The following is a 14,499-nucleotide window of genomic DNA, read 5'->3' on the forward strand; positions in this document are numbered from 1 at the left end:
CCGTATCCGGGCAAAAGAATCGCGGGACACGCGAGGATAGCTTGTAGATACTTGGCTCAGTAGAGCCATTGAGCAAGAAGCCCCCACTTCAAAATCTGAGATTTAAGTGGTGGGAGCATGTCACTTGTCTGATATAATAGTTCCTTAGTAATGTGGCCGACAGGTAATATTGCTGTCTAATCTAATAACGAAACAGCACTGGTATAAAATTGGAAACGACACAAGTGTATGCTTGATAACGAACAACACAAGTGTCTTTTTTGTGCCCAAAATTAAAAAAGGAGAACAATTTTATGCCTAAAACAAAGTTTCAAAATGTTATTTTTACTCTCATGATGGCCTTTCTCATGGTATATGTCATGATCTGCTACAACATTTCTCTGAACATCGGTGGAATGAGTAATCAGGTATTTCTTATGGCTTTCGGCGAAATGAAAATCATGTGGCCAGTTGCATTTGTGTTGGAATTTTTTATTGTGGATAATCTGGCACATGTGCTTGCATTCCGTATTGTAACACCAAAGGATAGACCGATTGTTATCACAATTGCGATTTCTGTTATGATTATTTGCATTATGTGTCCAATTATGAGCTTAATCGCTACAATATTATTTAAAAATGCCGGATCCCAGTTTATTGCTGTATGGATACAGACAACCTTTATGAATTTTCCTGTAGCTTTTTTCTGGCAGCTCATGTATTGTGGGCCATTGATCCGCTTTATTTTTACAAAAATATTTCCAGAAAAATAAGACACATTTCTGATTTGATGTCAGTCAGATTAGGGGATAATCAGTGATATAAAAAAAGATCCTGCACGGAGCACAGGGATAATAATCTCTGTACGTGTCAGGATCTTTTAATATTTGCGGGAAAACACAAATATAGTAGTAATCTGCATTATTGCTTATGAATCTATATACTGCATTTCCCTACAGAAATATTTATTCAGCAGTGTCACCAATTGCAGTATCATCGTCTGCTGCGGTGTCATCTTCAAAAGTATCATCCATAGTGTCAGTATCTGCATCTGTGGTATCAGAAGAGCCATTTACCAGAGTGTCAAAGAAATCAGCTGGCATTCCTGCATCTGTCAGGTTCTGCAAAATGGTGTCAAGGCTCATAGAGGAAGCAAATGCATCACCGTCTTCATCATTGTCTACATCATAGATAGGATCCATCTCAGAAGGATCTACAAAGGTCACAGGATCTGCATCATGAACCTGGGCAGACAGGGTGGCCAGAGGAGTACCGCTCATGGAAAGATCCAGCGCAAAGTTCATACCGTCTAAAGTCAGTTTGATACCGAAAGCGCTGACAGTCTCATAAGTAGAATCATCCATGTCGCCCTGGAAAATGGAAAGGTCATAAGAACCATGAACAAGACCTTCGGTTTTCAGGGATTCTGTATCATAGTCTGAAACAGTAATGCCAAGGATCGGCTGAGAGTCAACAGAAAGCTCATAGTAACCATTCAAGGTACCATCTGTTACCTGACCGCTTCCTACGATGTCGATACTGCTGTCGTCCAAACCTGCATGTAAACGGTATCCTGCATTGTCTCCGTCTGTTGGAGTCTGATACAGGAAAAATGGATGTGAGCCCTCTTCATCAGTATAGGAAAGCTCATGTCCCACTACATTATCATCACTGTCAATCCAGATTTTGGAGGTAAAGCTCTGGGTGATATCCTCTGTTGACATATCCTCAGACTGAAGAGCATCCAGAACTTCATCCAGACTGCTCTGGAAATCGTCATATGTATAGTCTGCATCTGGTGCAAGAATAGCTGCAGATTCAAAAATAGATTTGAAATCTTCGTCATCCTTCAGCGCTTCTACTATATCTGTTAAAGCAGGAAGAAGATTCTCTCCGGAAATAGTGCCTTCCATGGTAGTACAGTCTACGCTGACCGTATCAACAGAAAGTGTCTCACTGCCACTTGCTGCTTCTGCTGCGTGATCTACAGCAATAGACAGATATTTATCAATCATATTGGAAATTGTGTCAGCTTCAGGCATGGACTCCTGGAATTTCATCATAGCATCCATGTATTCGGTAAGGTTCTCTGTATCTACCGGAAGATCGTCTGTTACAGAAATACCCAGGTCGTCTGCTGCGTCTTCAGCTGCTTCTGCTTCTTCCTGGGCAGCACTGTTGGCATTGACTTTGATATAACCATCAATAAGTTCCGGAATGCTCATATATATGTCCATTGTGGACATATCCATATACAACTGTGCAGAGCAGATCTCTTTGTCGTTTACTTTTAAGGTAAGGTCTTCTCCTAACCTGGATGCTTCAAGGGTAACATCGCCATTAATGCCGATGGAATCCAGCCAGGAAAGATCTACAGGTAAAAATGCACTGAGAAGTGACTTTGCCCCATCTTCTAACTTCAGGGAGAAATCCACACCCTGTCCTTCATAAGCTTTTTTGCTTGACTCCAGGCTCTTGTCATAAACCGCACGGAAAGTTTCAAGGGCATTATCCAGTGCTGATTTTTCGGCGTCAGCGTAGGAATCAGCAGCAAGTACATTGTACGGTACTGTGGAAATGCCAAGGATTGCAGCAGAAGCCAATGCTGCTATTTTTTTCATTTTTTTCATAGATACCTCCATTTTATAAACATTGAGTGATGTATTGGCAGAGAACATCGGCTATGATCCGTCTGCCATATCTCATGATTGAGTGATAGAATCTGTGTTTTATTTCATCAGTTTATGCAGATTCATAGATTTATCTTACCATATCTTTGAGCTTTATGCTACAGAAAAATCTGTAACAGCTGTCCATAATTATATGGGAGAGTTAGATACAAAATGCTGCATAAAGAAATCTTTTTAAAATCTGTTGACAAGTATATTTGTTAATGTTATATTGGATGACAAAAAAAGTTGTCAAAATGACAAAAATACAAGTCATGTATAGAAGACAACAAAAGGAACAAAAGAAACAAAAGAACAAAAGACCAACAAAAGAAAAGGAAGGGAGGAATATGAATGCCGTTGGTGAATCACCTGAAGGAACAAAGAGCCAGACTTGGGATCAATCAGGCGCAAATGGGGAAGCTTGCAGGAGTATCCCGACAGACCATCAGCCTGATCGAAAGAGGCGACTATTCCCCATCGGTAACACTTGCCCTGAAGCTGGCACAGATCTGTCAGGTTCAGGTGGAGGATATATTCAGCTATTTGGAGGATGAAGATGAAGAAAGATAAAGTAAATAAAAGAAAGATGAATACCTATTTGAAATATGGGCTGATCATGCTGGCGGCAATGATCTTTGGAGGTTTTCTTGGCGGCGGGATGAGCTATCTGAATCATGGTGCGCCATTGGGACAAACCATCCAGGATGCAGCACAGATGCTGGTTTTGGGAATCCGTGAAAGGATGTTTTTTATCCTTCTGATCCTGTTTGTTGTTTGTATTATCTGGAATGAATGGGCACTGCATCAGATGAAAGCAATCGAACAGCGGTTGGAAGGCGTGGAGGAAGAAGAGGAGAATGATCGGTTGGAGTATGACCTGGACCGGATCTATGGCATTACCAATATTGTACATAATATTTTTATGATCCTGGACATTCTGATTTTAAGCACTAGCTATTCCGCTCATTATATTGATACAGTGGAAGACTGGCAGGCATATTTTTGGTTAGCAGGGATGGTAGTTTTTGTAATTACTTTTTTATATATTGGTATTGGCCAGATCAGGGTAATTAAGCGTATCCAGAGGATTTATCCTCAGAAGAAAGGGGATCCGGCATCAAGGAAGTTTGCCCGGCAATGGCTGGAGAGCTGTGACGAGGCCGAAAAGGAAGCCATTTACCAGGGCAGCTACAAGGCCTATATGTGTATTATCAGGCTGCTTCCCATCCTGACAGCGTTGGCGATGGTATTCCAGATGATCTGGAATACAGGGATCATGGCAATCGTAATGCTGGCAATTGTCTGGATGGTGGTGAGCATCACCTACTGTAAAGGTTGTATGATGAAAAAGGGAGAGAAGCTTCGATAAGCGGCAATCATGGGTATTAACCATAAATATATTGTAGGAAGGAAAAAGGAATGAAAAAGAAAAATAAAAAGAAATGGCTGTCTACGTTTGTAGGTGGATTGCTTGGATTTGCTGTGGGTGCAGCAGGCGGTCTTCTAATGGTTAAGATAGCGGATAAAACCGACAGTATTAGAAATGGGGGCATGTGGACATTTGTGCTGAATATTTTGATCATGCTGGGGGCAATTTATGCCAGTATGTTTTTACATATTCTGGTACATGAAGGAGGTCATCTGGTATTCGGCATGCTCACCGGATATAAGTTTAATTCTTTCAGGATCGGGAGCAGGATCCTGTTAAAAACAGAGCAAGGACTTCGATGGAAGAAGCTGCATATCCAGGGGACGGCCGGGCAGTGCCTGCTGGATCCACCGGAGCTGATCAATGGAAGAATGCCGTATGTGTTGTACAATCTGGGCGGTGTTTTGATGAATTTTCTGGTGTCCCTGATCTGTCTTGTGATCAGTCTGGCACTTTGGAAACCGCATCCATATGGGGCAGAATGTTTCCTGATCATTGCCTTAATGGGGTGCGCTTTTATACTTTTGAATGGAATTCCTGCAGTTATGGGTGGAATGCCTAATGATGGTTATAATGCCTGGACGATCCGAAAGTTTCCAGGGGCTTTGCGTGCCTTCAGAATCCAGATGCAGATCAACCAGGAGGTTTCCAGAGGCAGAAGGCTGAAAGAACTGCCGGAGGAATGGTTTCAGATGCCGTCAGATGAAGATATGCAAAATCCTTTGTCTGCTGCAATTGGGGTTTTTGTATGCAACAGGCTGATGGATGAACATAGATTTGAAGAAGCAGATCATCAGATAGAAAAGCTGCTGCACACTGAAAACGGGATCATTGACCTGCACAGAAAGCTGTTAGCTTGTGATGGGATTCTGTGCCAGCTGTTGGGAGAGAGAAATGAAGAAGCTCTGGATGGACTTCTGGATAAAGAACAGCAGAAGTTTATGAAAGCCTTTGGGAAAAGTCTTCTGTCTGTGACACGCACCCAGTATGGACTTGCGCTTTTAAAGGACCAGGACACGGAAAAGGGAGAGGAGCTTCGGAAGAGGTTTGAAAAACAGGCAAAAGTATATCCATATGAATCCGATATTCAGTCTGAAAGAGAACTGATGGATCAGATAGATATAAGCTTCAAAGAGCAAACAGGGCAGATGATCGGCCCGGAAAAGGAGATTACGTATGAAACTGGAAGTAAGAGATCTTAGAAAAAGCTTTGGCGGAAATGAAGTGCTGCATGGAATTTCTTTTTCTGTGGAAAGCGGAAATGCACTGGGGCTGCTGGGACGGAACGGAGCCGGGAAAACAACCACCATCCGTATTCTTATGAACGTATTTAAGGGAAATGCAGGGGCAGTTCTGCTGGATGGCAAGCCATTTGACCCGGCAAAGCACCAGATTGGATATATGCCAGAGGAGAGAGGATTATACCCAAAGAAAACCGTTAGTGAACAGCTGATATATCTTGGAATGCTTCGTGGCCTAAGCGCAAAGAAAGCCAAGGAAAATATGAAAAAATGGCTGGCTAAAATGGAAGTGTCAGAGTATGAGAACCGGAAGCTGGAAACTCTTTCAAAAGGAAATCAGCAGAAGGTACAGCTGGCGCAGACCCTGATCACAGATCCAAAGATCATTATCCTGGATGAACCTTTTTCAGGGTTGGATCCGGTAAATTCCCAGATCCTGAAAGATGTGATCAGTGAACAGATCCAGCAGGGAAAGCTGGTGATTTTTTCCAGCCATCAGATGAGTTATGTAGAGGAATTCTGCCAGCAGATCGCCATCCTGAATCATGGGGATGTGGTTTTGTCCGGAGAACTGAAGGAGATCAAAAGGGAGTTTGGGCGGGACCGCCTGGTGGTATCCAGTCTTGAAGAAACACCAGAGGAACTGGCACACAGATTACGTGATACTTTTGCTGATCTTCTTGAAGTAGAAAAGGTACAGAAGGATCGTCTGATCATCAGGAAAAAAGCTTCAGATGCAAAGCTTAAGATCCTGGAAAGGCTTGTAGAGCAAGATGTGGATCTGGAATTTTTCGGCATGTATGAGCCGTCTTTGAACGACATTTTTGTGGAGAAAGCAGGTGACGAGGCATGAAAAAATTTTGGACTATATTAAGGTTTGAGCTAAACAATTACTTTAAAAGTAAAGGGTTTCTGACGGCTACGATACTTTTTACCCTGGTGCTTATGGGTGTGATTATTGTTCCAACTATGGTTCCGGGGCTTTTGGGAGACGATAAAGTTTCTGAAAGCAGCACCGATTCAGGTGAACAGGCAGATACACTGGGTATTTGTGTGAAGACAGATCAGATTACAGACGTAGACAGCCTGCTTTCAGGTATGTGGGCGAATTGGGAAACATATCAGGATGAGAGCAGCCTGAAAAAGGCTGTAAAGGACCAGGATGTTCAGGCTGGTTTTATCCTGAACAGTCTTTCAGATGTTTCCTATGTGGTAAATAATAAGGAACTGTATGACAGCTATCAGGATGCCTTTGTCAGCACACTGGAGGCTTATGAGACACAGCAGTATCTGATGGCAAAAGGACTTTCAGAGGAAGAGATTGCAGCTGCTGAAAACATAAATATAAATGTTACTACAGATATTTTGGGAAAAGACAGTGCATCCAATTACGGATATACTTATATCCTGGTGTTCCTTGTATATTTCCTGATCATTTTTTATGGACAGATGATCGCAACATCCGTTACCTCCGAAAAAAGCAACCGTGCTATTGAGATCCTGGTAACAAGTGTAGATTCTAACAGTTTGATCTTTGGCAAGGTTTTGGCAGGTGCGCTTGCTGGCCTGGTCCAGGCATTGGTGATCCTTGGTGGTTCATTTGGAGCATACGCAGCTGTTAAGGAAAAGTGGGGCGGGATCCTGGATCCTTTGTTTGATATTCCGGCCAGAGTATTTGTTGCTTATGCATTCTTTGCAATTGCAAGTTATCTGTTATACGCATTTTTGTTTGGGGCACTTGGAGCACTTGTTTCCAAGACAGAGGATATCAGCAAGGTATCCGGACCAGTGACAATGCTTTATGTGATTTCCTTCCTGGCAGCTATTTTCGGAATGAATGACTGTGACGGGCTTATGATCAAAGTAGCTTCATTTATACCATTTACCTCCGGAAATGCTATGTTCATCCGTGTGGCTATGGGCAGTGTGGCAGCTTGGGAGATTATCCTTTCCGGTGGACTTTTGGTTGCTTCCTGCGTATTGGCCGGAGTGCTGGCTGCTAAACTGTTCCGGTATGGAACCCTTCATTATGGCAATCCTCTGAAGATCACAACTGCATTAAAAAATATGAAAATGTAAGGTATATATTGCTGAAATAAGCATATCCTGATAACAGAGTCATGAAAGGGGATGCTGTAAGATCACGCAGATGTTTTAATCTGTTAAAAGATTTTACAGACATCCCTTTCATTAAAGATCTGTGGAGGAAGGAATATGTGGGGATTTCTTGCAGCACTGTTGTCAGGAGCACTTATGAGTATACAGGGGGTATTTAATACAGAAGTCACCAAACAATCCAGCCTTTGGGTATCTACCGGATGGGTGCAGCTTTCAGCATTTCTGGTATGTGTGGCAGCATGGTTTTTTTCGGGGAGAGACAGTGTATCGGTTTTGTGGCAGGTCAGTCCTAAATATATGCTTCTTGGAGGCGTGATCGGAGCATTTATTACAGTGACCGTGATCCAGAGTATGGGAGCCCTTGGTCCGGCTAAGGCAGTTATGGTGATTGTTGTGTCTCAGCTGGCAGTTGCATATATGATTGAATTGTTGGGCATATTTGGTGTGGAAAAGCAGCCTTTTGAGTGGAGAAAGATTATGGGAATGCTGATCTGTGCAGCCGGAATCGTTATTTTTAAGTGGCAAAATTAAGAGATTGGTATTGTAAAAGTACAGATCTTTCGTTAAAATAAGAATGAGTAGCGGGGAGCCTGCCATGCTTTGTTATGGGAGGAGAACCGAAAATGAAAAGAAAACCTTTAGAACCGGGGAAATATTTCTGCTTTTTTTTCAGTGTGATTTTCATCAGCTGTGTACTTACAGGATGCAGCAGGAGAGATGATCTTTTCCAGGAGGGTTCCCAGGAGATGGCCGGTGAAGAAGAATTTCAGATCACTGACCAGGAGACTGCAAATACACAGGTTCCTGTTTCGGAGGCAGCCATCACAGAATCTGCTGTACTTTCAGAAGTTTCTCAGGAACCGGAAGAGATTTATGTGGATGTTTCTGGTGCTGTGGTCAGTCCGGGAGTATACTGTCTGGATGCAGGCAGCCGGATATTTCAAGCTATAGAAGCAGCAGGAGGATGCACAACGGAAGCTGCCCCCGTGTGTCTGAATCAGGCAGCAGAGCTTTCAGATGGACAGAAGGTGTACGTTCCTACTGTGCAGGAAGCAGAAGATGTGGCAGCTGGAAATGGCGCGGGTGGCAATGCAGGAAATTTATGGGATCTGGGTACACAGTCATCTGTAACAGGACAGACGTCAGAGGGTACAGGACAGGTATCAGAGGACACCGGTACAGGGAAGGTTAATATTAATACAGCAGACAAAGAGCTGCTGACCACACTGCCTGGTGTGGGAAGTTCCAAGGCAGATGCCATCCTTGCATATCGTCAGGATCAGGGAGGATTTTCTTCCATTGAAGAGATCATGAATGTGGAAGGGATCAAGGAAGGTGTTTTTGCCAGGATCAAAGACAGGATTTCCGTAGATTAATATCGTCTGTGTGTAGTTGAGAAGGGATGGCAGGCGAGAATAAGGAGAATATACATGAGCAGGAAAGTATTGGTAGTAGATGATGAAAAGCTGATCGTCAAGGGTATCCGCTTCAGCCTGGAACAGGACGGTATGGAAGTGGACTGCGCCTATGATGGTGAGGAAGCTGTAGAGAAGGCCAAGGAAAAGAAATACGATATCATTCTTTTAGACCTGATGCTTCCAAAGATGGACGGACTTGAGGTTTGCCAGCAGATCCGGGAATTTTCAAATGTTCCGATTGTGATGCTTACAGCAAAAGGAGAGGACATGGATAAGATCCTGGGACTGGAGTATGGTGCTGATGATTACATTACAAAGCCGTTTAACATTCTTGAGGTGAAGGCCAGGATCAAAGCAATTATGCGAAGAGCAGGCAGCAATCATGAAGAAAAAGAAAAGGCAAAGACCATTGAGGTGGGAGAACTTAAGATGGACTGCGAAAGCCGCCGGGTATTTATTGCCGGCCGTGAGATCAACCTTACAGCAAAGGAATTCGATGTTCTGGAGCTTCTGGTATTTAATCCCAACAAGGTTTACAGCCGTGAGAACCTTCTGAATATTGTTTGGGGATACGAGTATCCTGGAGATGTGCGTACTGTCGATGTACATATCCGTCGTCTTAGAGAGAAGATTGAGGCAAATCCCAGTGAGCCGAAATACGTACACACCAAATGGGGTGTGGGTTATTACTTCCAGGCTTAAGCTATGATCAACAAGCCAAAGACAAGCTTTTTTAAAAGCCTGCGCTTTCGTATCCTGATCATCCTGATCATTCTGGGAATCGTGCCAAGTGTTATAGTTACACAGATTGTGATCAATACCTATGCGGATCGGGCCATTGCTCTCCGTACTGAGAATGTGAAGAATCAATGTGACATTTTGTGCAACCTGTTAATCAAAGAGAATTATATTAATGACTCCAGCTCGCAGGTAGTGAACAGCAAGCTGGAGTTGTTGTCTAATGTATATAGCGGCAGACTTTTGCTGGTTGACAGGGATTACAGGATCGTAAAGGATACGTATGGCATAGATGAAGGGAAGACATTGCTTTCATCCATGGTCATCCGTTGCTTTAAAGGGGATGAAGTCAGCTGGTATAATCGTAAGAACCGGTCGATAGAGATGGTTGTTCCGGTAAAAAGTCCTGAAGTGAAGCAGCTGCAAGGGGTACTTCTGGTAAGCGTTTCAGCCAATGAGATCGCTTCTACCATTGATGAGCTGGAGCAGAGGGAGATCCTGATCATCGGGTTCATAGTAGCACTGGCCATTTTGCTTGGTTATGTACTTTCCACTATTCTTGTAAAACCTTTTGCCAGGATCACCAAATCTATAGAAGATCTGACAGACGGATATCAGAATGATGAGATCTCCGTTCCGGATTATACAGAGACAAAGCTGATCACAGATGCATTTAACAAGATGCTGGCAAGGATGAAGATCCTGGATGAGTCCAGAAATGAATTTGTATCCAATGTGTCCCATGAGTTAAAGACACCTTTAACTTCCATGAAGGTGCTGGCTGATTCCCTTGTAGGGCAAAGCGGTGTGCCAGAAGAACTTTACCAGGAGTTTATGGGGGATATTACTGCGGAGATTGATAGGGAGAATAAGATCATCACAGATCTTCTTTCCCTTGTAAAGATGGACAAAAAGGCAGCAGATGTAAATATTTCCCATATGGATATCAATCAGTTACTGGAGGATATCCTGAAGAGGCTTCGGCCCATTGCAGACAGACGTAATATTGACCTGATCCTTGATTGCTTCAGGCCAGTAGAAGCTGATGTGGATGAAGTGAAATTCACTTTGGCAGTGACCAATCTTGTGGAAAATGGCATCAAATATAATGTGGATGACGGATGGGTAAGGGTAACGCTGGACGCAGACCATAAATATTTTTATGTGACAGTGGCAGATTCCGGCATGGGCATTCCTGAGGATAGCATTGACCGTATTTTTGAAAGGTTCTATCGTGTGGACAAGTCCCATTCCAGGGAGATTGGCGGTACAGGTCTTGGACTTGCCATTACAAGAAGTGCCATAGCCATGCATCATGGCACCATTAAGGTATTCAGCAAAGAGGGAGAAGGAACTACCTTTACCGTTCGTATCCCGTTGTCATATATTCCTTAGGAGGCACCAGATGAAAAAGTTACTTATATTGCTGCTGAGTGTGGCGCTGATTGCAGGAGTTCTTGGCGGTTGCGCTGATACAGGACAGTCTGGCCTTAAGGACAGCGGAGGCAATCAATATTATTTTTACTATACAAATCAGGAAGAAACAAAGCTGCAGAGAGAAAGTTATGTGCCTGAGAAGGAAAGTCCCCAGGATATGATCGATGAGCTGGAGCAGAAGCTGAATGACAGAGAAACCAGTGGAGATTATCAGGCGCTTTTCCCAAAAGAAGTACAGATACAGTCCTGTGTGCTGGACGATACATCCCTGCTTGTTTATTTTAATAGTGGATATACCAGTATGGGAAGTACCAGGGAGATTCTGGTACGGGCTGGAGTTGTACGAAGCTTTCTTCAGGTTCCGGGGATTTCCGGTGTGAAATTCTATGTAGGAAATACAGAGCTTACAGATTCTAAAGGAAATCCAATAGGCACCATGGATAATTCCAGTTTTGTGGAACTGTGGGGTGATGATCGGGATGCTTACCGGTATGATACTTTTACCTTGTATTTTACTGACAGCACAGGGGAAAAACTGGTTGAGGAAGAAAGAAGCGTTTATTATAAGCGAAGTCTTCCAAGGGAACGGGTGATCCTGGAGCAGCTGATCAAGGGGCCTATGGAAAAAGGACATTATCCTACTCTTCCGGAGAATACAGAGGTTATGTCTGTAACAACTTCTGATCGTGTATGTTATGTGAACTTCAGCCAGGCGTTTTCTGATGCAGCTCTTGATATTCCGGAGAAAACAATTATTTATTCGGTAGTTAATTCCGTACTGGCTGCTGTGGATGCAGACAAAGTTCAGATCAGCCTGAACGGACAGGATGATGTAAGCTTTGGAGAGAATACCTCTCTTTATAATTTCTTTGGCTGGAATACTGATTTGATCCAGGACAAAGAGTAAGGAGGAAATGGATGGCAAGACGACCCTTATGTCTTGCGTGCCTTCTCCTGATGTTGGCGATGGCCATGGCAGATTTGCTGGGGATGCCCCTGATCAGGGGGAATCCTCTGCCGAAATCTGTTTCAGAATATTTAAAAAAGCATCCGGGGACCACCATCTGCGGGGAGGTGGAACGGTGCGCAGAAAGTGAAAATTCAAAATCAGTCTATCTTAAAAATGTCTATTTTATCTATCAATCTAAGAAAATTCCAATAAAAAATGTAAGAGTTTTTTTGAAAAATCAGGAAACATTTTCTAAAGCCAAGTCTGTGGCGAATGTCAGATCCTCTGTAAAGGGACGAAGTTCTGTGAATGCAGATAAGGGTTTGGGGGATAAGTGTGGAGTATCTGTGGATACAGATAAGGATGTCCTGTATAAAGGGATGATGGTTCGTGTAAAAGGAAGGCTGGAAGAAATCCAGGGCAAACGAAATCCTGGAGAGTTTGACAGCCGTCAGTATTATGCATGCCAGCATATCTATTATGTGATGAAGAAAGCTGTGATCAAGGAAAAATCATCCAGTTATTCTGTTTATGGACAATTTCTGGTGGATCTGCAGCAGTATCTGGGGGATATTTTGTGCCAGGCCGCAGGAAAAGAAGGAGAAGTATTAAAGGCCATTGTGCTGGGGGATAAAACCGGTTTGGAGGATGAAACAAAGCTGCGCTACCAAATGGGCGGGATACTGCATATACTGGCGATTTCGGGACTCCATATCAGTATTATCGGCATGGGCTTTTACCGGTTTTTGAAAAAATGTTATCTGGGAAACTGGACTGCCGGTATGATCGCCTTGGTTTTTATGATCCAGTATGGGATGATGACAGGAGGCAGCGTGTCTGTTATGCGGGCTGTGTGCATGTTTCTCATGGCTGCAGGGGCGAGGATTCTTGGCAGGATCTATGATCTGCCTACAGCACTGGTTGCATCTGCAGTACTGATCCTTCTGGAATCGCCGGCTTATTTGTACAGCAGCGGTTTTCTTCTTTCCTTTTCTGCAGTGTTCGGGGCAGGGATCATTTATCCTTATCTGGAAAAGAAGGCAGACAAAAGGGGAAAGAAAGAAAACAGAAAAACAGAAAATAGAAAGACGGTAAACAGAAAGGTAAAAGCAGTCTGCAAAAAGGGAACGGCCATGTTTCTGGCCTCGCTGGGAGTGCAGTTGACTATGCTTCCGGTGAGCCTTTATTTCTTTGGGGAGGTTTCTGTGGCTGGATTGATGTTGAACCTGTTAGTGATTCCGTCAGTAGCGGTGGTTCTGGTCAGTGGTCTTGCAGGAATGCTGGTGGGCTGTTTCTGGATGACAGGCGCCAAAATACTGATTTTCCCTGGAAAATTCCTGTTATGGCTTTATGAAATGCTATGTGGTGCAGCAGGCAGTCTGTCTATAGGAAATCTAAGAATTCCTGTTACCTGGGTTGCAGGCCAGCCAAAGCTGTGGCAGATTGGCTTGTATTATATGATCCTGGGAACAATCCTTTTCTTATATTCACAGAAAAGCAAATGGCGAACCGGATCTAAAGAAAAATATGAAGAAATGCCACTGAGAATGATAAAAATTTCAGGAATAGTTTACCGGATAGCTTCGGCAGCAGGAATAGTGGTCAGTCTCCTGGTGATCCGAGTCTGGCCCTCAGCCTACCTGCAGATCACTTGTCTGGATGTGGGGCAGGGAGATGGAATTGCGATCCAGACGCCGGAAGGGAAAAACTATCTGATTGATGGAGGAAGCAGCAGTAAAACCAGTACTGGCAGATATCAGATGCTTCCTTTTTTGAAGTCAAGGGGAATCAGTCGGATTGATGGGATTTTTATATCTCATGTTGATGAGGATCATATCAGCGGAGTTCGGGAAATCCTGGAATTGCAGGCACAGGGGCTGACTTCGGTATATGTAAGCAGTCTGTATCTGCCTAAATGGCAGGATCCTCCGGAAAACTGGAATAATCTGGAGAAACTGGGCAGACAGGCAGGCACCCAGATCCATACTGTAAAGAGAGGAGATATTCTCCAGTCCGGGAAAATGAAGCTTTGTTTCCTGGCACCGGAAGATGGGGCAAAAGGAGAAAACGTAAATGAGGATGGCATGGTGATACAGCTTGAATATGCAAAATTTTCCGGCCTTTTTACAGGTGATATCGGTGAAAAAACAGAAAAAGAGCTGCTTCCATATCTGAAGGATGTGGATTTTCTGAAGGTAGGGCATCATGGATCAAAATATTCTACCAGCAGTGTTTTTTTGGAAAAGATAAAACCTGAAAATGGAGTGATTTCCTGCTCAGAAACAAATACTTATGGACACCCTTCGTCGGAAACGATCCAGCGTCTGAGAGAGCATGGATGTGAGGTGGCATATACCATGATAAGCGGTGCAGTGACTGTGTACACAGATGGGAAACATGTGAAAATGGAAGGTTTTTTAAGTAGCGAGTTATAGCTGCCACTCCTTGTTTTTGCCAACAGGATATATTATAATGCTTTCAAAGGCCGGTGGTGTCCGGCATACAAAAGAGGGAAGAG

Annotated in this window: 13 protein-coding genes; 12 read left to right on the top strand and 1 reads right to left on the bottom strand. The window is 43.6% G+C overall.

Annotated features, from left to right (window positions below; translation table 11 throughout):
* Positions 1 to 293 precede the first annotated feature (293 nt).
* Positions 294 to 752 carry a DUF2798 domain-containing protein gene (locus OCV61_RS07945; protein WP_158421376.1) on the top strand — a complete coding sequence of 153 codons (459 nt, stop codon included), beginning with the start codon at positions 294 to 296 and terminating at the stop codon, positions 750 to 752.
* A 192-nt stretch (positions 753 to 944) separates the two neighbouring features.
* On the opposite strand, the gene OCV61_RS07950 is transcribed toward OCV61_RS07945, so the two are convergent.
* A complete protein-coding gene (locus OCV61_RS07950; RefSeq protein WP_158421377.1) occupies positions 945 to 2,609 on the bottom strand; it encodes a hypothetical protein in 1,665 nt (554 codons plus the stop codon).
* A gap of 393 nt (positions 2,610 to 3,002) precedes the next feature.
* Here OCV61_RS07950 and OCV61_RS07955 point away from each other — a divergent pair, with 393 nt between their 5' ends.
* The 11 genes from OCV61_RS07955 to OCV61_RS08005 all read left to right on the top strand — a co-directional run bounded on the left by OCV61_RS07955 (position 3,003) and on the right by OCV61_RS08005 (position 14,416).
* Entirely contained in the window at positions 3,003 to 3,221 is a 219-nt protein-coding gene (locus OCV61_RS07955) for a helix-turn-helix transcriptional regulator (RefSeq protein ID WP_158421378.1), read from the top strand.
* Positions 3,208 to 4,020, top strand: a complete 813-nt coding sequence (locus OCV61_RS07960; protein WP_262582746.1) for a DUF3169 family protein — start codon at positions 3,208 to 3,210, stop codon at positions 4,018 to 4,020. The genes OCV61_RS07955 and OCV61_RS07960 overlap by 14 nt, the downstream gene beginning before the upstream one ends.
* 50 nt (positions 4,021 to 4,070) lie before the next feature.
* Entirely contained in the window at positions 4,071 to 5,282 is a 1,212-nt protein-coding gene (locus tag OCV61_RS07965; RefSeq protein WP_158421380.1) for a site-2 protease family protein, read from the top strand.
* Positions 5,257 to 6,174 (top strand): ABC transporter ATP-binding protein, encoded by a 918-nt coding sequence (locus OCV61_RS07970; RefSeq protein WP_158421381.1) that lies wholly within the window; start codon positions 5,257 to 5,259, stop codon positions 6,172 to 6,174. The genes OCV61_RS07965 and OCV61_RS07970 overlap by 26 nt, the downstream gene beginning before the upstream one ends.
* Complete coding sequence (locus OCV61_RS07975; protein ID WP_158421382.1) at positions 6,171 to 7,400, top strand: ABC transporter permease; 1,230 nt, start codon at positions 6,171 to 6,173, stop codon at positions 7,398 to 7,400. The genes OCV61_RS07970 and OCV61_RS07975 overlap by 4 nt, the downstream gene beginning before the upstream one ends.
* A gap of 135 nt (positions 7,401 to 7,535) precedes the next feature.
* A complete protein-coding gene (locus OCV61_RS07980; protein WP_158421383.1) occupies positions 7,536 to 7,970 on the top strand; it encodes a DMT family transporter in 435 nt (144 codons plus the stop codon).
* 92 nt (positions 7,971 to 8,062) lie between these two features.
* Positions 8,063 to 8,815 carry a ComEA family DNA-binding protein gene (locus OCV61_RS07985; protein WP_262582747.1) on the top strand — a complete coding sequence of 251 codons (753 nt, stop codon included), beginning with the start codon at positions 8,063 to 8,065 and terminating at the stop codon, positions 8,813 to 8,815.
* Positions 8,816 to 8,869: 54 nt separating this feature from the next.
* Entirely contained in the window at positions 8,870 to 9,559 is a 690-nt protein-coding gene (locus tag OCV61_RS07990; protein ID WP_158421385.1) for a response regulator transcription factor, read from the top strand.
* A 3-nt stretch (positions 9,560 to 9,562) separates the two neighbouring features.
* Entirely contained in the window at positions 9,563 to 10,990 is a 1,428-nt protein-coding gene (locus OCV61_RS07995) for a sensor histidine kinase (protein WP_158421386.1), read from the top strand.
* 10 nt (positions 10,991 to 11,000) lie between these two features.
* Positions 11,001 to 11,939: a GerMN domain-containing protein gene (locus OCV61_RS08000; RefSeq protein ID WP_158421387.1), complete on the top strand. Its 939-nt coding sequence runs from the start codon at positions 11,001 to 11,003 to the stop codon at positions 11,937 to 11,939.
* 11 nt (positions 11,940 to 11,950) lie between these two features.
* Positions 11,951 to 14,416, top strand: coding sequence for a DNA internalization-related competence protein ComEC/Rec2 (locus tag OCV61_RS08005; protein ID WP_158421388.1), 2,466 nt, complete (start codon positions 11,951 to 11,953; stop codon positions 14,414 to 14,416).
* Positions 14,417 to 14,499 lie beyond the last annotated feature (83 nt).

The sequence above is a fragment of the Blautia ammoniilytica genome (assembly GCF_025566965.1).
Lineage (GTDB): Bacteria > Bacillota > Clostridia > Lachnospirales > Lachnospiraceae > Blautia_A > Blautia_A ammoniilytica.